This is a genomic window from Arthrobacter sp. S41 (assembly GCF_004320535.1).
GTDB lineage: Bacteria > Actinomycetota > Actinomycetes > Actinomycetales > Micrococcaceae > Glutamicibacter.
The window spans coordinates 1,925,417-1,944,649 of sequence record NZ_SIHY01000001.1 but is presented as its reverse complement, the minus strand read 5'-3'; the positions used below and the strand labels follow the sequence as shown (position 1 = coordinate 1,944,649).

15 protein-coding genes are annotated in these 19,233 nt (G+C 55.4%); 7 read left to right on the top strand and 8 right to left on the bottom strand.

The window, feature by feature from the left end; all coding sequences use genetic code 11:
* Positions 1-63 precede the first annotated feature (63 nt).
* The 6 genes from EYR88_RS08920 to EYR88_RS08895 all read left to right on the top strand — a co-directional run bounded on the left by EYR88_RS08920 (position 64) and on the right by EYR88_RS08895 (position 10,850).
* On the top strand, positions 64-1,140 hold the full coding sequence (locus EYR88_RS08920) for a LacI family DNA-binding transcriptional regulator (protein ID WP_242632498.1): 1,077 nt from the start codon (positions 64-66) through the stop codon (positions 1,138-1,140).
* A gap of 249 nt (positions 1,141-1,389) precedes the next feature.
* Positions 1,390-2,382 (top strand): ABC transporter substrate-binding protein, encoded by a 993-nt coding sequence (locus EYR88_RS08915; RefSeq protein WP_131089289.1) that lies wholly within the window; start codon positions 1,390-1,392, stop codon positions 2,380-2,382.
* A gap of 167 nt (positions 2,383-2,549) precedes the next feature.
* Positions 2,550-4,052 carry a sugar ABC transporter ATP-binding protein gene (locus tag EYR88_RS08910; RefSeq protein ID WP_242632553.1) on the top strand — a complete coding sequence of 501 codons (1,503 nt, stop codon included), beginning with the start codon at positions 2,550-2,552 and terminating at the stop codon, positions 4,050-4,052.
* Positions 4,049-5,071, top strand: a complete 1,023-nt coding sequence (locus EYR88_RS08905; RefSeq protein ID WP_131089287.1) for an ABC transporter permease — start codon at positions 4,049-4,051, stop codon at positions 5,069-5,071. Before EYR88_RS08910 ends, EYR88_RS08905 begins: the two co-directional genes overlap by 4 nt.
* Positions 5,068-6,063 carry a galactofuranose ABC transporter, permease protein YjfF gene (gene yjfF, locus EYR88_RS08900; protein ID WP_131089286.1) on the top strand — a complete coding sequence of 332 codons (996 nt, stop codon included), beginning with the start codon at positions 5,068-5,070 and terminating at the stop codon, positions 6,061-6,063. The genes EYR88_RS08905 and yjfF overlap by 4 nt, the downstream gene beginning before the upstream one ends.
* A gap of 173 nt (positions 6,064-6,236) precedes the next feature.
* Positions 6,237-10,850 (top strand): alpha-L-arabinofuranosidase C-terminal domain-containing protein, encoded by a 4,614-nt coding sequence (locus tag EYR88_RS08895; protein WP_242632552.1) that lies wholly within the window; start codon positions 6,237-6,239, stop codon positions 10,848-10,850.
* A gap of 139 nt (positions 10,851-10,989) precedes the next feature.
* Here the strand turns inward: EYR88_RS08895 and EYR88_RS08890 are convergent, their stop codons facing one another.
* Positions 10,990-12,537 carry a long-chain fatty acid--CoA ligase gene (locus EYR88_RS08890; RefSeq protein WP_131089284.1) on the bottom strand — a complete coding sequence of 516 codons (1,548 nt, stop codon included), beginning with the start codon at positions 12,535-12,537 and terminating at the stop codon, positions 10,990-10,992.
* Positions 12,538-12,744: 207 nt separating this feature from the next.
* Between EYR88_RS08890 and EYR88_RS08885 the strand changes: the two genes are divergently transcribed.
* Positions 12,745-13,473: a VOC family protein gene (locus tag EYR88_RS08885; protein ID WP_165477303.1), complete on the top strand. Its 729-nt coding sequence runs from the start codon at positions 12,745-12,747 to the stop codon at positions 13,471-13,473.
* 15 nt (positions 13,474-13,488) lie between these two features.
* Here EYR88_RS08885 and EYR88_RS08880 read toward each other — a convergent pair whose 3' ends face one another.
* From EYR88_RS08880 to EYR88_RS08850, 7 genes are all read right to left on the bottom strand, one after another.
* Positions 13,489-14,286: a GNAT family N-acetyltransferase gene (locus EYR88_RS08880; protein WP_131089282.1), complete on the bottom strand. Its 798-nt coding sequence runs from the start codon at positions 14,284-14,286 to the stop codon at positions 13,489-13,491.
* Positions 14,287-14,449: 163 nt separating this feature from the next.
* Positions 14,450-15,496, bottom strand: coding sequence for an LLM class flavin-dependent oxidoreductase (locus tag EYR88_RS08875; protein ID WP_131089281.1), 1,047 nt, complete (start codon positions 15,494-15,496; stop codon positions 14,450-14,452).
* 30 nt (positions 15,497-15,526) lie between these two features.
* Entirely contained in the window at positions 15,527-15,733 is a 207-nt protein-coding gene (locus tag EYR88_RS08870) for a tautomerase family protein (protein ID WP_131089280.1), read from the bottom strand.
* A 14-nt stretch (positions 15,734-15,747) separates the two neighbouring features.
* On the bottom strand, positions 15,748-17,232 hold the full coding sequence (locus EYR88_RS08865) for an aldehyde dehydrogenase (protein ID WP_131089279.1): 1,485 nt from the start codon (positions 17,230-17,232) through the stop codon (positions 15,748-15,750).
* Entirely contained in the window at positions 17,229-17,981 is a 753-nt protein-coding gene (locus tag EYR88_RS08860) for an alpha/beta hydrolase (protein ID WP_131089278.1), read from the bottom strand. Before EYR88_RS08860 ends, EYR88_RS08865 begins: the two co-directional genes overlap by 4 nt.
* Positions 17,982-18,016: 35 nt before the next feature.
* Entirely contained in the window at positions 18,017-18,568 is a 552-nt protein-coding gene (locus tag EYR88_RS08855) for an amino acid synthesis family protein (RefSeq protein WP_131089277.1), read from the bottom strand.
* Positions 18,565-19,233 carry an amino acid synthesis family protein gene (locus EYR88_RS08850; RefSeq protein WP_131089276.1) on the bottom strand — a complete coding sequence of 223 codons (669 nt, stop codon included), beginning with the start codon at positions 19,231-19,233 and terminating at the stop codon, positions 18,565-18,567. Before EYR88_RS08850 ends, EYR88_RS08855 begins: the two co-directional genes overlap by 4 nt.

The window sequence follows — 19,233 nt, the reverse complement described above, 5'->3', positions numbered from 1 at the left end:
AGAGTTCGCCTGTCGGATAATCTTTGACGAATCAAGGGCTGTTTCTTTTGCAATAATGAGCTCATGATTTCCTCGCAAACCGCAATCGATAATGACGCTCGGCGCCCTCCGTCGATGTCAGATGTTGCGGCGAGGGCAGGGGTGTCACATCAGACGGTTTCGCGAGTTTTGAATAATCCGGACCAAGTTCGACTTGATACCCGCGAGCGGGTTCAGCAGGCTATCGATGAGCTCGGCTATCGGCGCAATGGCGCAGCTAGGGCCTTGGCCACCGCTCGTTCGAGAACCATTGGTATCCTCACCATCGGCAATGCGCATTTTGGCCCCTCGAGCACGGTGAATTCCGTAGAATCCGCAGCGCGTTCGCGAGGATATTTCGTCTCCGTTAGCTCGCTGGAATCCTCAGGTGAATCGGCGGCGCACCGGGCGTTGGCACAATTGGTTGATCAAGGCGTGGACGGGATTATTGTGGTGGCGCCCTTGATGGATGTCGCGCAAGTGGTCGAACGGGCTGCTCCTAGTGTGCCGGTAGTGGTAGCGGCTGCAAATCCGAACGCTGAACCGACGAAGATGGTGCGCTACGTCTGCGTTGACCAGCGCGCCGGGGCGCGTCTCGCAGTGGAATACTTGATCCGATTAGGACATCGAAAAATAGCCCACGTGAGCGGGCTGGACTCCTGGATTGATGCTTCTGAGCGGTTGGCCGAATTCCGCAACGTCGCCAATGAGAATGACATCGAAGCGCTGGAATTCCCTGCCGACGGATGGGCGGCAGCTGATGGATACGCGGTAGGTCTGCAACGTGCAGAACAGATTCGCTCGGAGCAAGGGCCAACAGCAATTTTCGCTGCCAATGACTACATTGCCCAGGGTCTATTGCGAGCTTTCTGGGAATGTGGAATCCGAGTTCCACAGGATATTTCTGTCATCGGATTCGATGACGTCGAAAGCTCGGAATACTTTATACCGTCGATAAGTACAGTCCGTCAGCCCTTCGATCTTTTGGGGCAAGCCGCTATGGAAGCACTGACCTCAGTTCAGTTAGGTGATGCGCCAACTGGTGGTCGCTTTGAAGCCGTCCTTGAGCCTGAATTGATCGTTCGAGGAAGTTGTGCGCCAGCACCCAGCACGCAAAGTTAGCGTCTAAACTGGCGTCCTTTTTTCGATTACCCCTATCGAAAGACCAAAGATTTACCTAGAACGCCTAGTGGAGAGCTCCGGGAACTGGACTCAGAAATTTTTGGACATTTTCAGGCAAAAAAAGAATTTTCTCTCCGACTCTTCCCACCCTGAAATGTTAGCGCTAACATTGTGATCACCGACACAGTAATCCCGCATTCGGCACCTATCACTCGACAGTCGGCGGGGACCCACGAGAAGGAAATCTCAATGAAGCGAAAGACCTTTTTACGCGCCGGAATTGCAACGCTTTCGGTTGCAGCAATGGCGGCAATGAGCGCATGCTCGGGCTCAGCATCCAGCGAACCAGCTGCAAGCGGAGCCGCGTCAGAAACGATTTCGATCGGATTCTCGCAGGTTGGCGCCGAGTCAGGCTGGCGCGCAGCTAACACGAAGGACATTCAGGACACCCTCACCGAAGCCAACGGTTTTAAGCTCAGCTTCTCCGACGCGCAGCAAAAACAGGAAAACCAGATCCAAGCTCTTCGTTCCTACATCGCCCAAGGTGTCGATGTATTGGCTTTCTCGCCGGTCGTTGAAACCGGCTGGGATGCAGTACTCCAGGAAGCAAAAAACGCCAACATTCCCGTCGTCCTCACAGACCGAGCTGTCGACACCACCGATGAGTCGCTCTACGCCTCGTTCATCGGCTCCGATTTTGTTGAAGAAGGCAAGCGCGCTGGTGACTGGGTAGCTGAAAACTTCAAGGACAAGGAAATCAACGTGGTTGAGTTGCAGGGCACCACTGGCTCTGCACCGGCTATCGACCGCAAGGAAGGCTTCGAAAAGGCTATTGCTGGTTCGGACATCAAAATCGTTGATTCTCAGACCGGTGACTTCACCCGTGCAGGCGGAAAGCAGGTCATGGAAGGGTTCCTGAACTCGCATGATGACATCGACCTCGTTTTCGCGCATAACGACGACATGGGACTAGGGGCAATCGAAGCCATCCAGGCAGCGGGCAAGAAGCCAGGTGTTGACATCAAGATCGTCACCATCGATGCCGTCAAGGACGGAATGAAGGCCCTAGCCGACGGAAAGATCAACTACATCGTCGAGTGCAATCCGCTCCTTGGTGAGGACCTCGCGCAAATCGCCAAGAAGGTTGTCGCCGGGGAATCGGTAGAGAAGCGCATTGTCGTCGAAGACGCAGCTTTCAACCAGGAAGAAGCCGCCAAGGCCTTGCCAGATCGCAAGTACTAAGCGACAACAACCCCTCGAACCGGCGGATGGAATTTCCGTGCGCCGGTTCTTCACCTAGCGCCACATCACGCATCTTCAGAGGCAACATAATGATTGCATCCACACCTCAGCAACGGCCGACAGCGGCCACCGAAGCTGAGCACCAACCAACTTCTCCGATAGTCCAGATGAGTGGAATCACCGTCGAGTTCCCCGGTGTTAAAGCCCTGGAGAACGTCGACTTCAGACTCTTCCCTGGCGAAGTACACGCCCTCATGGGGGAAAACGGGGCAGGAAAATCTACCCTGATCAAAGCACTTACCGGAGTGAACCAGATAGCCTCCGGAAGTATCACCGTCAACGCGACACCAATCCGCTTTAGTGGACCTGCAGATGCTCGAGAAAATGGGATCTCGACGGTCTACCAAGAAGTGAATTTATGCACCAACCTGACCGTCGCGGAAAATATCATGCTCGGCAGCGAACCCCGCCGCTTCGGTGGGCTGGACTGGCGCAGTATGCGTCGCCAAGCAGCGGTATTCCTGAAGCGTATGGGACTAAATATTGATCCCGGCAGCTCCTTGGGCTCCCACTCCTTGGCCGTCCAGCAACTAGTAGCCATTAGCCGTGCCATGGTGGTTGATGCCAAGGTACTCATCCTCGACGAGCCCACGTCCTCCTTGGACACTGACGAAGTGGAACAGCTCTTCGCCGTCATGCGTCAGCTACGCGAAGACGGAGTGGCAATCCTTTTTGTCTCACACTTCTTGGACCAGATCTACGCGATCTCAGACCGAATTACCATTCTGCGTAACGGTGCACTTGTGGAGGAACGGCTGACCGGTGAATTACCACAGCGCGAACTCGTCTCCTTGATGATTGCAGGCACTTCAGACGCCACCGTCGGGCAAGTCATTGAACGCAACGTGGTCAGCGCGCGCAAGTCAGATGCCAAACCGCTGTTGCAGGCCGTGGGCCTGGGTCGCAAGGGTGCGGTGCAACCGTTCGACCTAGAGCTGTACCCCGGTGAAGTTATTGGCATGGCCGGGCTGCTAGGTTCTGGGCGCACTGAATTGGCCCGGTTGCTTTATGGCGCTGACAAAGCAGATGAAGGCTCAATCCAGCTACATGGTGTCCAAGCGAAACTGCGCACACCGCGTCAGGCTCTGGGGCATAAGATCGCCTACACCTCCGAGGACCGAAAGGGTGAAGGAGTAATCGGTGATCTGAGCGTTGCCGAAAATATTATCCTCGGTTTGCAGGCGGCCCGAGGATGGACCAGACCGTTGCCAGCTACTAAAGCGGCGCAGGTTGTCGATGCGTACATCAAAGCATTGGGTGTGCGTCCGGCGAATCCGCAGGCGTTGCTCAAAAACCTCTCCGGAGGAAACCAGCAAAAAGTACTGTTGGCTCGCTGGCTAGCCACCGCACCAAAGCTCTTGCTGTTGGATGAGCCTACGCGCGGTATCGACATTGGCGCCAAGACCGAGATCATGAACCTGGTTTCGGAATTGGCCGAACAGGGGATGTCCGTGGTTTTCATCTCGGCCGAACTAGAAGAAGTGTTGCGTCTTTCCGACCGCATCGTTGTCATGCGTGACCACACTAAGGTTGCCGAAATTCCAAGCAGCCAAGATGTGGATGTACCACGCCTAATCGAAATCATCGCCACCGGGGAAGAAAACACATGACCCGTATATATAAGCATCGGCTGTTCTGGCCGTTGGTAGCATTGGCAGCATTGTTGCTGGCCTGCAGTATCAAACGCCCAGATATTCTGGGGATTACCGTTCTGGATGGCCACCTATTTGGTGCACCGATCGATATTTTGCGCAACAGCGCACCGCTTCTTTTGGTGGCCCTTGGCATGACTTTGGTTATTGCCACCCGAGGAATCGACCTGTCTGTGGGCGCAACTGTGGCCATTGCCGGTGCCGTGGCGCTGACCTTCATTGCCAGTTCGGATCAGCCAGGCTCGTTGGGTACTGCGCTGGGTGCCATCTTCGTGGCCGTGGGATTGTGCTTTTTACTTGGCTGCTTCAACGGCTTACTGGTGGCCAAGTTTGGTATCCAGCCCATCATCGCAACGCTCATCTTGATGACTGCTGGACGTGGCATGGCCATGTTGATTACCAATGGGCAGATCACCACGGTCACTAGCGCACCCTTTAGCTCTCTAGCTTCCGGCTTCCTGATGGGACTGCCGGTGGCGGCAATCATCGCTTACGGCGTGTACCTTGTGGTGTCCATATTGGTACGACGCACCGCTTTGGGCATGCTGCTGGAATCGGTGGGCATTAACCCTGAAGCCAGCCGCTTGGCCGGTGTGAAATCCAAAACCTTGGTCTTCACCGTTTACGCTCTGTGCGGGTTGCTCGCCGGGCTAGCCGGACTGATCTTCGCTTCCAATACGATGGCGGCAGACGCTAACAATGCCGGCCTGTTTATTGAGCTGGACGCGATCTTGGCCGTAGTCATTGGTGGAACTTCGCTGGCTGGAGGAAAGTTTAATCTTTCTGGCACGCTGATCGGCGTGCTCATCATTACTACCTTGAGCCTTACGGTGACCGTACTTGGCGTTTCGCCGCTGGTCACTTCACTGTTCAAAGCAATCGTAGTCATTGCGGTCACGCTGATGATGTCCACGCGCTTGCGCACCATGTTAGCGGGACTGCGTGAACGTCGACGTTTCCAGGAGGTCAGCGCATGAGCGTTGCAACTGCCACGGTCAGTGGCCGCGTTACACCTAAGCTGTCCCTAGACCGGCGTTACCTCCCGGTCATTGGCACCGTCGTCGTATTCCTATTGATGTTGCTGGTCGGAGGGGTGCGTTACGAGAACTTCCTGTCACCGGCTGTGATTTCAAACCTCTTCATCAACAACGCTCACCTCATTGTGCTGGCCACCGGGATGACCTTCGTGATTCTTACCGGTGGAATCGATCTATCGGTCGGCGCAGTCCTTGCCCTGTCCTCGGTAATTACGGCTACCTTGCTGCAAGCCGGTATTCCGCTGATCATTGTTTTGCCGGTGGCTCTGCTCGCTGGTTCAGTGATCGGCTTGGGTATGGGAGTCATGATCCAATACTTTGAAGTGCAACCCTTTGTGGCTACGCTCGCCGGAATGTTTCTGGCTCGTGGACTGTGCTTCATCTTCGCCCCACAGTCGGTCCCAATTCGTGATCAGGGATTTGTTTCCCTGACCAACTGGGGCCTGACAGTTGGTCGCTGGCGGTTGACTGCGGCCGTGGTGATTGCCCTGCTGGTGGTAGTTGGCGCGTTGTGGGTACTGCACAGAACCCGCTTTGGCCGCACTGTTTACGCAGTTGGCGGTGGAGAACAGTCGGCAACTTTGATGGGGTTGCGAGTGGCAAGAACCAAAGTATTGGTTTACGTCATTTCTGGAACCTGCGCTTCACTCGCTGGCATTCTATTCGCGATGTTCTCCCGGTCCGGCTACGCACTCACCGGCGTTGGTATGGAACTGGATGCGATTGCCGCAGTGGTCATTGGAGGCACACTTTTGGTGGGAGGCATGGGATTTGTCGCTGGCTCTTTAGTCGGCGTCATGGTTCTAGGCCTAATCCAAACGATCATCACCTTTGAAGGAACCCTGAGTTCCTGGTGGACCAAGATCGTGATCGGTGTTTTATTGCTGGTCTTCGTGATCTTGCAACGAATACTTTCCCTGCGGCGAACCTAAATGCCGTAGCGAAAAAAGTTCAGGGTCCGGCATTACCGTGCCGGACCCTGAATCATATCCAGCCGCCTTCCGGCGGCGAATATCCCTTCCGAGAACGGTGTTTTATGTAGGAACCCGTCCTCGTCATCACGACGTTAGCACGTCGAACTACCTCACGGAGGTTTAAGTAAGTGATGCATCCTCGTCAACGATGGGCCGTGCCGTTAGCACTGCTCGTTTCTCTGTCTTTCCCTGCCTCGGCACTCGCCGCGGTTCCGCATGTGAGCAGGCCGAATATTGCGCTCACAACAACACCTGGCAATGAAGCCGATCGTGATTACGCGGCCTATGTTTTCCCCTATTTCACCGGTGAGAGCACCGATGATGGCGAGAAAATACATATGGCCGTCTCGCAAAAGAACGACCCCAATAGCTGGTACACGCTCAACGACGGCAAACCCATTTTGGAGTCAACACTGGGTACCAAAGGGCTTCGAGATCCATTCTTGATTCGATCCCAAGACGGTTCCAAATACTACCTACTGGCTACCGATCTTAAGATGTACGGGGGTGGCAGTTTTGGCGACGCCCAAGAAACCGGTAGCCACTCGTTGATGATCTGGGAATCATCTGATCTGATCAACTGGTCACAGCAGCGCGAGGTCAAAGTGGCCTCAGATAATTCAGGCAATTTGTGGGCTCCTGAGGCGCACTGGGATCCGGTCACCGAGCAATACATCGTGTATTGGGCCTCAGCGCTTTATCCGGATGATGTTCCAGCAGATCAGCGCGATATTAAGAACTCCTATCAGCGCATGATGTATTCAACGACCAAAGACTTTAAGGATTTTTCAGAACCAAAGGTGTGGATTGACGAACGTCAAGGTCCGGGCCTAGGAATGATTGATTCAACAGTGGCTGAGGTCGGTGATACTTTTTATCGTCTGACCAAGGATGAAGGCGACATGAGTGTGCGCATGGAATCTTCATCGGAACTCCTGCGGACCCAAGGGGTCAGTGAAGGGGACGGTTGGGATATGGTCACCGAGCACATCGGTGTGGGCCAACCTAATCCATGGGGCGGGACTTTCACATCCGGTGAAGGACCAACCATGTTCCCCTCGCTGACAGACGACAACTGGTATCTGATGATTGACCAGCCCTCGTACCACGGTGGCAAGGGTTATATGGTTTTTGAAACTGATGATCTCGCCGGAGGCGACTGGACGAGCGTTCCCGATGCAAAACTGCCTACGAGCCCACGTCATGGAACTGTTTTGCCGATTACCGCCGACGAACAACAGGCCCTGATTGCAGCCTACCCACCGGGCGAAGTTGAAGAGCCTCCAGGTCCGGTAGTTCCGGGTCCTGACCCGGAACTTCCCGATGGTACCTTCAGCGAAGAGTTTGATTCAACGGAGCTTAATCAGCGATTCTCAATCCTCAATGAGCAGGCTGGTGCGTGGAAGCTGGAGGATTCGGCGCTGAAGCTGACCTCTCAGCGAGGGGACACTTGGCAAGATTCGAATGACGCCAAGAACCTCTTCATGCTCGACGTTCCCTCCGGTGACTTCTCGGTGGCCACCCACCTTACTGCACCGGTCTCGCAAGACTTCCAAGGCGCCGGGCTGCTGGCATGGAAAGACTTCGATAACTATGTACGAGCTGGCCTGGCCCATGTATCCAGCGCCCCCAACGGACCAGTAGTGATTGAAAGTGCTGCCGAGTCAGCCGGAGTGTATGGTTCGCAGTTCACCGCGCGCCCCGGATCCACTACCGAGTGGCTTCGTTTGGATCGTAAAGGTAAAGAAATCACTGTTTACTACGGGGATTCCCAAGGGCAATGGGCAAAAGCCGCAAGTTTTAATTTGGATTGGAACGCTACCAAGGTAGGGCTTTACGCATTGGCAGCCCAAGATGGGACCGCACATACAGCGTCCTTCGACAGCGTCTGGCTTAACGAGGCTGGCCCTGCAGATCTGGTTCCTACCGAGCCGTTTACGCTGAGCGCCACAGGTGCCCAAAGCTATGTCACTACCGATAAACAACAACGGCTAAAGCTGGAGTCAACGCGACCAAAATCGGTACTGCGCTTTACCTCGCAGGCCGCAGATGGCGTGACCAGCGACGACCACCACCCACTGGTGCTCACTACCCCAGCAGGCAACATGGACGTTCGCAACGGGAAACTCCAATTAACCAAGGGCTCCACAACGTCTTGGCGTTTGGTGGATGCTGGTGGCGGAAAAAGCTATCTACGCTTGACCGGAGCCAGCGATGAAGATTCGGCCTGGGTAGTGCGCCATGAAAATGGTTCCCTGCGTCTAGGATCCAAAGCTAAAGCCGCAAGTTTTAGTCTTGGTTCAGCCACCGTTGGGCAGCAAGAACTGTCGATTGACGGCGATGGCACCAGCCACGAAATCAGCGACACAATGTACGGAGCGTTTTATGAAGATATCAACTACGCTGCTGACGGCGGACTGTACGCCGAGATGGTGCGCAACCGTTCTTTCGAGTTCAACAGCTCAGATAATAAGGACTTCACAGCACTGACCGGATGGAAAGCAGTAGGTACCGCCGGGAACCAAGTGAGTTCTGAACGAGATCAGTGGCTCAACGACTCCAACCGCGCATATCTACAACTCAATGCCAAGGCCAAGGGTGATGGTGTGCAGAACCTTTCCTTTAACAAAGGAATGGCGCTGAAGAAGGGAGCAAAGTACGACTTCAGTGTTTTTGCCCGAGCACAGAAGGATCAAAAACTGGAAATAAAGCTCACCGATGCTGACGGTTCCGCAGTGTTTGGATCCACCACCATCACCGTGGACGGCAACGATCAATGGAAAAAATATAGCGCGACGATGACTGCACTATCCACCGTTGACACTGGTCGACTAGAACTGCTGGCCGATACACCGGGGAGTGTGAACTTGGATATGATTTCGCTATTCCCTCAAGATACGTGGGTTGGACCAGTGAATGGTAAGTCCGTGCTGCGCAAGGACCTAGCCGAAAAAGTGGCGGACCTGAATCCGAGCTTCCTTCGTTTCCCGGGTGGCTGCGTGACCAACGTGGGTACTTTTGATACGTACTTGCAGTCCGATGGAAAGGACCGTCAACGCACCTTCCAATGGAAAGAGACCATTGGTGCCGTGGAGAGCCGGCCGACCAACTGGAACTTCTGGGGCTATAACCAGACTTACGGAATTGGCTACCTGGAATATCTGAAATGGGCTGAGGACTTGGGTGCCACCGCGTTACCGGTGGTTTCTGTAGGCGCCAACGGCTGTGGTTCAAATATTGCTGAGATGACAGATCAGCCGCGCATTGATCGTTGGGTACAAGACACCTTGGACTTGATCGAATTTGCTAACGGAGACACCACGACAACGTGGGGTGCTAAGCGTGCACAGCTCGGACACCCCAAGCCGTTCGATTTGAAGTACATCGGGTTGGGCAATGAAGAAGTCACCAAGACTTTTGAAGCTAACTTCCCGAAATTCCGTGACGCGATCGCTGCCAAATATCCCCAGATCACCATCATCTCCAATAGCGGCCCCGATGACACCGGAACCCGTTTTGATGAGCTGTGGAAGTTTAACAAGGCTCAGGGCGTGGACATGGTTGATGAACACTATTACAACGATCCCTCATGGTTCTTAGGCAATGACCAACGGTATGATTCCTACGACCGTCAAGGTCCGGAGGTGTTCCTAGGCGAATATGCCTCACGTGGTAACACCTTTGCCAATGCGCTTTCCGAAGCTGCATATATGACTGGATTGGAACGCAATTCAGACGTCGTGAAGCTAGCCTCTTATGCGCCGATGTTTGCCAACGAGGACTATGTTCAGTGGGCACCAGACATGATGTGGTTCGACAACGACCAGTCGTGGGGTTCGGCTAACTACTACAACCAGAAACTCTGGATGAACAACGTCGGTGAACAGGTGGTGCCTTCGACCCTTACCGGCAAAACTTCCACCGCCCCCGATCTCTCCGGTGGTGTTTTCCTGAGTAGTTGGCAGACGAAAACTTCCTACGACAACCTGCAGGTGACTGAGAACGGTACAGGGGAAACCCTGTTCAGCGATGACTTCACCAGTGATGCGAACTGGGAAGCTCAACGCGGGAACTGGGCAATTGCTGATGGGCGTTATGTGCAGTCCGATACCGGTGTGGAGGACGCACGTAGCCTGATCACCGGTGCCTATGACAAGGACTGGAAAAACTACACAATGGAGCTGACCGCACGAAAGGAAGCTGGGAAAGAAGGCTTCTTGATCGGCTTCGCGGCCGGGGCGGAAGATCAGTTCTACTGGTGGAATCTTGGCGGTTGGGGCAATACCCGCTCTGTGCTGGAACGTGCCGACTCGGCTCGTCAAGGCGAGGTCGCCGCTGGACCGAATACCACCTTGGAAACCGGCAAGGATTACAAGGTCAAGATTGTGGTCGATGGAAACACCATCAAGCTCTACCTCGATGGTGAATTCCAGTTTGAGTACACCGAGCCATCAGCCAAACCGCTCTACCAAGTGGTTACCCGCGATACCAAGAAAAATGAGCTGATCGTCAAACTGGTGAACCCAACGGCCACGGTTTCGCAGACCAAGATTGCGGTAGACGACGTCAAGGTTGGTTCCGTGGTCAAGGTTACCGAACTGGTCGCTGCGCCAGAAGCTCAGAACACCAAGCAGGACCCCACTAAAGTGGCGCCCCGTGAGTTCAAATTGAAGGCCGAAGCTCATGGTCTTGATTATGAGGTTCCAGCCTATTCAGTCACGTTCTTGAGACTGGCGGTGAAATAACAGTCGCCAAGAAATAGCAGTGCTCATGCCCTCTACCCGCGATGATTCGCAGGTAGGGGGCATGAGCATGTTCTCAAGTTTTGCCAAGTGAAGGGCGTGAGGATCGCGACCTGCCTGGGAGCGTTGTTCCTTGAGACGGCTATTCCTGGTCGAACTGCGCGATCAGTTCTCGCTTGAGGATCTTACCGCTGGGGCCCAGCGGGAATTCTTTGACTATCTCGATGAAGCGCGGGTACTTGTAGGCAGCCATCTGCTCACTGGACCAACGGATTAGCTCTTGGACACTGAGTGTTGAACCCTGCACCAAGGTCACCGAGGCAACTACTTCCTGACCGTGCTTGTCATGAGGTACTCCGTAGACGGCGGCGTTGGAAATTTCCGGGTGGCTGGTGAGCACCTCTTCAACTTCGCGCGGGTAGACGTTATAGCCGTTACGCAGAATCATGTCTTTGGTTCTATCTAGGATCCGCAAGTAGTCCTCTTCGTCCTTGGTTCCCAAGTCTCCGGTGCGGAACCATCCATCCACTACTGCTTCGGCGGTTGCGTCGGGGCGGTTGAGGTAGCCGGAGAAGAGGTTGTGACCACGTACCACCAGTTCACCCAGTTCTCCGCGTGGCATCAACCGGATCTCGTTGGGGTAGGCGGGGTCAGCAATTTCCACGTCCACGCCCCATACCGGGGTGCCTACGGTGCCTGGGCGAGGTTCCCGCCCGACATGGTTAAAGCAGGCTACCGGTGAAGTTTCAGTCAGTCCGTAACCCTCGTAGATCTGTGCGCCAAAACGCTGTTCAAAGGCGGAGAGTACCGACAGCGGCAGGGAAGCGCCACCGGAAATGGCATAACGGAGATTGGTTGGTTTGCCTTCGCGATTCGCGCCCGCCTCAACGAGCGCAACATACATGGTTGGTACACCGAAGAACACGTCAATCTCGGCATCCAGTACAAGATCCAAGGCAGCATCTGCGGTGAACTTGGGCAGCAACATAACTTCGGCGCCAATTCTCAGGCCAGTGTTTAGTACGCAGGTCTGGCCGAAGGTATGGAACAGCGGCAATCCGCCAAAGAGCTTGTCACCTTGTCGAACGTCCATGGTGTTCAACAGCGTGGAGTGGGTCTGCTCAATCAATGCCAGATGTGTCCCCAGGGCGCCCTTGGGTTTGCCGGTGGTGCCTGAGGTGTAGAGGATCGTGGCAATGTCTTCGGCTTTGCGAGGCAGATAGGTGGTAATCGGTTCGGCTTTGGCTGCCAAGTCTTCTAATCGAGTGGTTTGCCCTGCTTCAGGTTCCATTACGCTCAGGAGGTTTATCCCTGAGTTCTGTGCTCCCTTGGCACCCTCACCCAAGAGCCCCGCAGCGCAGACCAAGATCTTGGCTTCAGCGTCTTCTAAGACGTAGGAGATTTCGCGGGCCTTGAGCAGCGCGTGGATGGGAACTGCTGTGGCGCCGAGGGATAGCACCGCGTAGTAGACGCGGGCGAAGTCGGTGACGTTGGGAATGAGCACTGCTACTCGGTCACCCTCGGTGATGCCCTGTTCTTTGAGGGCTCCTGCGTAGGCTTTGGTTTCCTCCCAAAGTTCACGGTAGGTGGTGCTTACGCCGTTCATGGTGATGGCGTTCAGATCTGGAAAACGGGTGGCCCCCTCGGCCACGATGGCGGCTACCGAAAGGGTGAGGTTTGAAGTGGTCATAGAAGTCTCCTCGACGCTGCAGAGTGTAGGTGTGCCCCATGTCACAAACAAGCCTAATGGAACCGCGATTCAAATCAAGGTACTAAGTTTCGTAATAATGCTCGTTTCAGCAATGAACCGGAATAGACTCAGCGCATTGAGCTGGTATGAGCGCGAAATGGGGTAGCGATGCCGGTAGTCAGAGGTCCACGAGCCGAACCTTGCTGGGTGGATTTACTCACCAGCGATATTGATGGTGCCATCGAGTTTTACTCGGAACTCTTTGGATGGAAAATTCACGATGACCCGCAAACTCGCAGTGACGGATACCTTCCAGTCACGTTGGATGATCAACCGGTCACCGGCCTTGTGCTCAACGACCAAGATTCGGCTGCCCCGGATGCGTGGACCACGTATCTGAATGTGGCCGATATTCATGCGGCCGTCTTTGCCGCCCATTTACATGGCGGTCAGCGTTATCTGAAACCTGTGGCCATGCCCGGTCAGGGGACCGTGGCCCTAATTGGGGATCCCGCAGGTATCGGAGTGGGACTTTGGCAGTCCTTTGACCCGACTAACTATCCGGCACGGAAAATTCACGGTCACCGCATCTGGAATGAGCTGCATACCAAACACTTTGAAACCGCCTGCCGGTTTTACCGCGAAGCCTTGGGGTGGGATCTAAACCAGGTCGTTGATTCTCCCGGCTTCCGTTACTACACCCTGGGCCAAGGAGCCGATGCGGCCGCAGGACTCTATGACATCAGCGGCCAAGACTCTACCGAGGGCTGGCGAACCTACTTCGCGGTTGATGATGCAGATCAAATAGCGCAGCTCTGTACGAGCCTGGGCGGGCAAGTAGTGATCGCACCGCATGACTCGTACTTTGGGCGCACCGCCATGCTCAGTGATCGGGGTGGCGCCGAATTTGCGGTGATCGCACCAGCTCACAAATAGCTCGCGCGCAACTAACTACACTTCGCGATTCCAAACGTATGGCGTGGTGGTGGAAACTTTGAGCAGGCCCTGGCTTTCCAAAATAGGGCGCGAGTATTCGGTGGAGTCACTATGGACGTAGCGCAAGCCGTGGGACAAGGCGCTGCGTGCCCGAGCGTCGGTGAGCGCGCGGTAGATTCCGCGGCCGCGGTACTCGGGTAAAACGCCGCCACCCCATAGACCAGCAAATTCGGTACCCACTACCGGCTCCAAACGCCCCGCGCCCACCATGTGTCCACTGATGGTTGCTACCCACAACTCCATGCCATCGTTTCTGGCTGACCGAGCGACTAATGCATCAGTGGTGGCTGGGTCATAAGGTTCACCAAAAGCCTGGGCGACCATGCGACACATTTTTTCAATCTCGACTGGCGTCGTCACCTGCCTGACTTCCACACCTTCGGGCGTGGGCTGATCACTGATCAGCGATTGCATCAATCCGATCATGACTGACTCGGTAGGTTCAGCACTAAAGCCCAACTCCTCAAGGCGCTGAGCCAAACCCGGTGCGTGGTCGTGACCGCGAGTTTTGAATTCCACCGTACGGATCTCAGGTTGTTTGATGAAGTGGTCCAGTGCCGCAGGGGCCAGGTCCGCCAAGGACTGCGGTGCATTGTGCGTGATATGCGGATAGGTGATGAACCCGCGCCCGTGGGCAAAGGTAACCAAACGCAGTTCGCCGAGCATGGTCACGGACAGCGCACTGGGCGTCTCCGCGTCGGTTCGCAGCTGCGCGTCGTAGAGCGCTAGAAATTCTTCACTTGGTACAGGCATTTGCTCAGTCTACGATCGACCGGCCTACTGCATTGCCCAATTCACGATAATCGGCGGTAAAAACAGTATTACCAAAGTGTAGACCCACAATTCGCGGAACGAATTCGCGGCGGTCAAGGGTCACAATGAGATACTTGACCGCCACGTAATGAGCGTTTGAATATTACGGCGCGAACTTAGGCACTACTTCATCGATGAAGATCTGCAAGGATCGCTTCTTTTCTTCGTGGCTCATGGCGTTGTCGCTCCAGAAGCTGTATTCGCTCACGCCTAGTTCTTCATAGCGTCGCAAGCGGTTAATAACTACATCGGGAGTGCCGATCATTGCTGTCTCATGTAGCGACTCGGTAGTGAATTCTTCGCGTCCCGCAAACTTTTCTTCAGAACTCGGGGCAATGAATCCGTTGATAGGCGCCACCTTGTTGCCGAAGACGGCATCAAAGGTACGGTAGAACTTCTGGATGCCTTCGGCCGCCGGGCGCCATGCCTCTGGCTCTTCGGCGGAGTGCAGGTAGGTGTGGCGCAGGACCATTATGTCGGGACGCTGCTCGACCTCCGGGTGTGCCGCGATGGCACTCTCGTACTTCTCGACCAGAGCCTCGACTTCGTCATCCCCCTTCATTAGCGGCGTCACCATGACATGGCAACCGTTGGCCACGGCGTAATCGTGGGACTCCGGACTTCGGGCGGCGACCCAGACCGGAATCTGCTTCTGCTTGGGCTTCGGCACCGAGGTGGAGGTTGGGAACTGCCACACTTCGCCGTTATGGGCGTAGTCGCCCTCCCAGAGATTTTTCACCGCAGGGATGAGTTCCTGCATGGCCTGGCCACCGTCGGTGGCCTTCATGCCGTCGGTCATCCGATCAAATTCGAACTGGTAGGCACCACGCGCCACGCCCAACTCGGCTCGTCCGTTGCTAATAATATCTAGCAGTGCGAGTTCTCCGGCGGCTCGAATAGGAGTCCAGAATGGGGCGATAATGGTGCCTGCACCCAACCGAATGGTGGAAGTTTTGGCTGCAAGATAGGCCAACTGTGGGATCGGGCTAGGGGAGACCGTGTACTCCATGGAGTGGTGCTCACCGATCCACACCGTGGAAAAGCCGCCGGCTTCGGCCAACTGTGTCAGTTCAACGAGGTTCTCAAAATGCTGTTCGTGGCTGATCGAGTCGTCGTAGCGTTCCATATGGATGAACAGTGAAAAACGCATGTCTATCCTTCTTTCGGTTAACGGGAGCCCTTAGGCAGGAGTCTGGGTGTTATTGCGTTCGGCGATGGTGGTGTTGGTCCGTGACCAATGCTCATGCTCGACTTCGCGCACAATGACGGTGATGTTCTCGCTGGCAGCGTCCACGGTGTTTTCGGCCGCTTCGTGCAAGGCTTTGATGAAGGCCCGCAACTGCTGTGGGGAACGACCTTTTGCGATGGATACATCAATGAGTGGCATTTGTTGCTCCTTCGTTAGCCGCGCATGACGAATGGGTCAGCTACCGGGGATTCATCGGTATTGATCCAGACGCTCTTCAGACGGGTGTATTCGTTCATAGATTCCAGGCCATGTTCGATGCCAACACCGGAGCTCTTGAAGCCCTGACGAGGGGACATCGGAGACATCGCCCGATAGGTGTTGACCCAGATGGTGCCGGCCTCAAGTCGGCGAGCCATGCGATGGGCGCGTGCCAAATTTTGGGTCCAAACTCCTGCGGCCAGACCATATTCAGTGTCGTTGGCCATGCCCAGTAGTTCATCTTCGTTTTCGAATGGCATGATCGCGGCCACGGGGCCAAAGATTTCCTCGCGCACCACACGCATGTTGTTATTAACATCGGTGAGTACAGTCGGTGAGAAGAAGTACCCTGGCAGTTCTAGGCCCTCAGGACGCGTTCCGCCAGCCAAGACGGTGGCACCTTCATCGGCGCCGATCTTCACGTAGCCAGACACCTTATTCAGCTGATCGGCGAAGGCCAGCGGCCCGAGCTCGGTAGCGTCATTCAGCGGGTCGCCGATCACGATGGACTTCGCTCTTTCGGTAACTCGTTCAAGTAGCTCGTCGTACACCGACTTATGTGCGAAGACGCGACTTCCTGCGATGCAGGTTTGGCCGGCCGCAGCGTAGATTCCTGCAACTACTCCCATAGCTGCATTGGCGACGTTGGCGTCATCGAAGATGATGTTGGGGCTCTTGCCACCCAATTCCAATGTGCAACCGATGAAACGACTGGCGGCTTCGGAAGCAATCCGAGAACCGGTTACGGTGGAACCGGTAAAGGAGATCTTCGCTAATAGCGGGTGCGAGACCAATGCGGCGCCAGCTTCGGCTCCGTAGCCGGTCACCACATTCACGACTCCCGGCGGGAAACCAGCTTGGTCCGCTAGTTCTGCCAGCAACAGCACGGTACGCGAAGTGTATTCACTGGGTTTGATGACCACGGTATTGCCTGCGGCCAGAGCAGGGGCAATCTTAGAAGTGGTCAACGTCAGTGGCGAATTCCACGGCGTAATGGCACCAACGACGCCTAATGCCTCACGCTGGGTGTAGTTCAAAATGGCCGGGTTCATTGACGGAATCTGAGATCCTTGGACCTTGTCCGCTAAGCCGGCGTAGTAATAGAAATACTCGGGCAAAGTGGCCAGCTGACCGCGCATTTCGCGCAGTAGCTTACCGTTATCTAGCGATTCGTAGCGTGCTAGCTTCTCGGCGTTCTCTCCAATGAGATCACCAAGTCGGCGAAGTAGGTGTCCACGCGCTGTGGCGCTCAGCGAACTCCACGCGGTAGAAGTGAATGCCTTGTGTGCGGCTTTGACAGCCCGATCCACATCGTGCGCATTGCCGCGGGCAACCTCGTAGAGTTCTTCAAGTGTTGCCGGGTTGGTGCTGGTGAAGAAACGATCTTCGCTGGGAGCTACATGCTCACCGTTGATGAAATGCAGATACTGCTCACTCATGCGTGTTCCCCTTCAATGTCGCTGAAAAAGCTATTTAGTTCAAAAGCTAGAGCCGCCGGGTTCTCGACCGGAAGCATATGTCTGGCGCCTTCGATGATTCGCAGCCGTGAGTTGGGCACAGCGTCGGCCAACCGGCGGGACATCTGCGGCGTTGAACCTGGATCTTGTTCGCCGGTGATTGCTAGCGTCGGCGCCTTTATTTGAGCTAGTTCACCGGAAATCTCACGGTCCCCGTGGGCAAAGACCGCGTAGGCGTGAAGATATGATTCGAGGTCATTGCCGGACATCGTTGTTCGAATTCCCTTGATGATCTGCTGATCAACTTGGGTTTCGCCTGCCGGGAACCACCGCTCAATAGCGCGATCCACACCCTGAGCAAAATTCACACCAGCTGTTGCCAATCGTTGTTCGACGGAGGCTGCCTCTTCCTCGGTACGTTGGCAGACCGAATTTATGGCGCTCAGCGTGAGTACTCGCTCGGGTGCGAATCGCGCGATGTGTTGCGCGATCAGTGCGCCTAGAGAGAATCCCACCAAATGAACTGGTTCCACGGTTTCGAACCGCTCAAGGACATCCTCCGCCAGGCTCTTCAAACCCTGCGCGGAACGTAGCGGGGGCTGCGCGCCGTGACCTGGCAAGTCAATTGCATTCGAATCATGAACCAGAAGTTCGCGCAGTGGGTCCCACATCGTGCGGTCTAACCCCACGCCGTGCAGTAAGAGAACCTGCGGTCGTTTGGTGCTTTTCATCGGTGCTTTGCTCCGTGGTCGAATATTGCCGGGGACTACTGCTCGGTGCTCAGTGCGGCGAGGCGTTCTTGAGGACGTCCTCGGGTGGCACCGGCTAGAGCGATCAGAATTTCGCCCGAATGTGGAGCGTCGGAGATCTTCACTTCAATGCTCTGGTGGTGCGAACGGATGGTTGCGTCCGTGAAGTGCTTGAGCGGAATATCGAACTGGACTCCTGCCGGCCCACGCTTTTCAACAGCGGGAAGTAAGGTCGTTGCCTTAGCGGCGTCACGGAAGTGATTGCCGAATTTCAAAGTGTGGATAAGCGCTGAGCCATGCTCAATTTCGCCGTCTAACCCGACGATTGCTGCCTTCCCGTAGGCTTCGAGCGGCGCACCTAGAGCTTCAATAACCCGAGGCGCCAACAGTGCGCCGAGGCTCGATGCCACAGAGTCAATGCCTGGGTTCAGATCTTTGACGAATCCTTGGCCCGCCCATGGGTTATCGATAACTGCAGCGACGATGGCCACGCGTGCCACAGGGTCTACAGCTTGGCCACCTTCGGTGCTGATTTCTTCAACGATTGTCACTAGCTTGCGGTAGTTCATAGTTTGATTCCTTTCAGAATTGCAGAGGTAATGGGGCGGTCTGTGCTTCTGTCGCCGATGCGAGCGTGGGGTCGTGGCCCACCGGATGCTGCGGCGACGACGGCGATCTCTGCGGCATGCGGCGCATCAGGCAAAGAGATCTCGATGGTCTGGTAGTGGGTGCGGGTTGCCGCTGCGGTCTTGTGCCACATGGGTACTCGCAAGGTTTCGCCAGGTATCCCGCGACCGTCAACGAAGCAGATGATTGAGGTTCCTTGTAAGGCTTCGCGCAACAAATTGCCGAAGAACGGAGTATGGATCAGCGCTCCCGCGTGCTCCAATTCGCCCGCAGTGCCCACAATGGCGGCTTTGCCGAAGGCTTGTATTTGTTCGGCACCGCCGAGCGAATACAGAAGCCGGTCGGAGAGCAATTTGGCCAGTAGCGGAGCGATCGCTTCAGTGCGTTCGGACAAGTCATGTTCCGTGTTGGTGCCGAGCCAAGGGTTAGCGATTACGGCTGTAGCTGTAGCGCGAGTGATCGTTCCTAGCTGCGGGTGTGGAACCTCTTCTGCGGTGCTTGTGATTTTGCGAAGTCCGGTGGCAGTTGCAAGATCCGAATAATCCGTGAGCGTTGAACGGCGGCTCAAATCAACGGGCTGGGTTGAAACGACCAAGGGAGAGTTCAT

Coding starts and splice junctions, on each gene's coding strand:
- EYR88_RS08920 (WP_242632498.1), top strand. CDS start 64: ATGATTTCCTCGCAAACCGCAATCGATAATGACGCTCGGCGCCCTCCG.
- EYR88_RS08915 (WP_131089289.1), top strand. CDS start 1,390: ATGAAGCGAAAGACCTTTTTACGCGCCGGAATTGCAACGCTTTCGGTT.
- EYR88_RS08910 (WP_242632553.1), top strand. CDS start 2,550: ATGAGTGGAATCACCGTCGAGTTCCCCGGTGTTAAAGCCCTGGAGAAC.
- EYR88_RS08905 (WP_131089287.1), top strand. CDS start 4,049: ATGACCCGTATATATAAGCATCGGCTGTTCTGGCCGTTGGTAGCATTG.
- yjfF (WP_131089286.1), top strand. CDS start 5,068: ATGAGCGTTGCAACTGCCACGGTCAGTGGCCGCGTTACACCTAAGCTG.
- EYR88_RS08895 (WP_242632552.1), top strand. CDS start 6,237: ATGCATCCTCGTCAACGATGGGCCGTGCCGTTAGCACTGCTCGTTTCT.
- EYR88_RS08890 (WP_131089284.1), bottom strand. CDS start 12,537: ATGACCACTTCAAACCTCACCCTTTCGGTAGCCGCCATCGTGGCCGAG.
- EYR88_RS08880 (WP_131089282.1), bottom strand. CDS start 14,286: ATGCCTGTACCAAGTGAAGAATTTCTAGCGCTCTACGACGCGCAGCTG.
- EYR88_RS08875 (WP_131089281.1), bottom strand. CDS start 15,496: ATGCGTTTTTCACTGTTCATCCATATGGAACGCTACGACGACTCGATC.
- EYR88_RS08870 (WP_131089280.1), bottom strand. CDS start 15,733: ATGCCACTCATTGATGTATCCATCGCAAAAGGTCGTTCCCCACAGCAG.
- EYR88_RS08865 (WP_131089279.1), bottom strand. CDS start 17,232: ATGAGTGAGCAGTATCTGCATTTCATCAACGGTGAGCATGTAGCTCCC.
- EYR88_RS08860 (WP_131089278.1), bottom strand. CDS start 17,981: ATGAAAAGCACCAAACGACCGCAGGTTCTCTTACTGCACGGCGTGGGG.
- EYR88_RS08855 (WP_131089277.1), bottom strand. CDS start 18,568: ATGAACTACCGCAAGCTAGTGACAATCGTTGAAGAAATCAGCACCGAA.
- EYR88_RS08850 (WP_131089276.1), bottom strand. CDS start 19,233: ATGAACTCTCCCTTGGTCGTTTCAACCCAGCCCGTTGATTTGAGCCGC.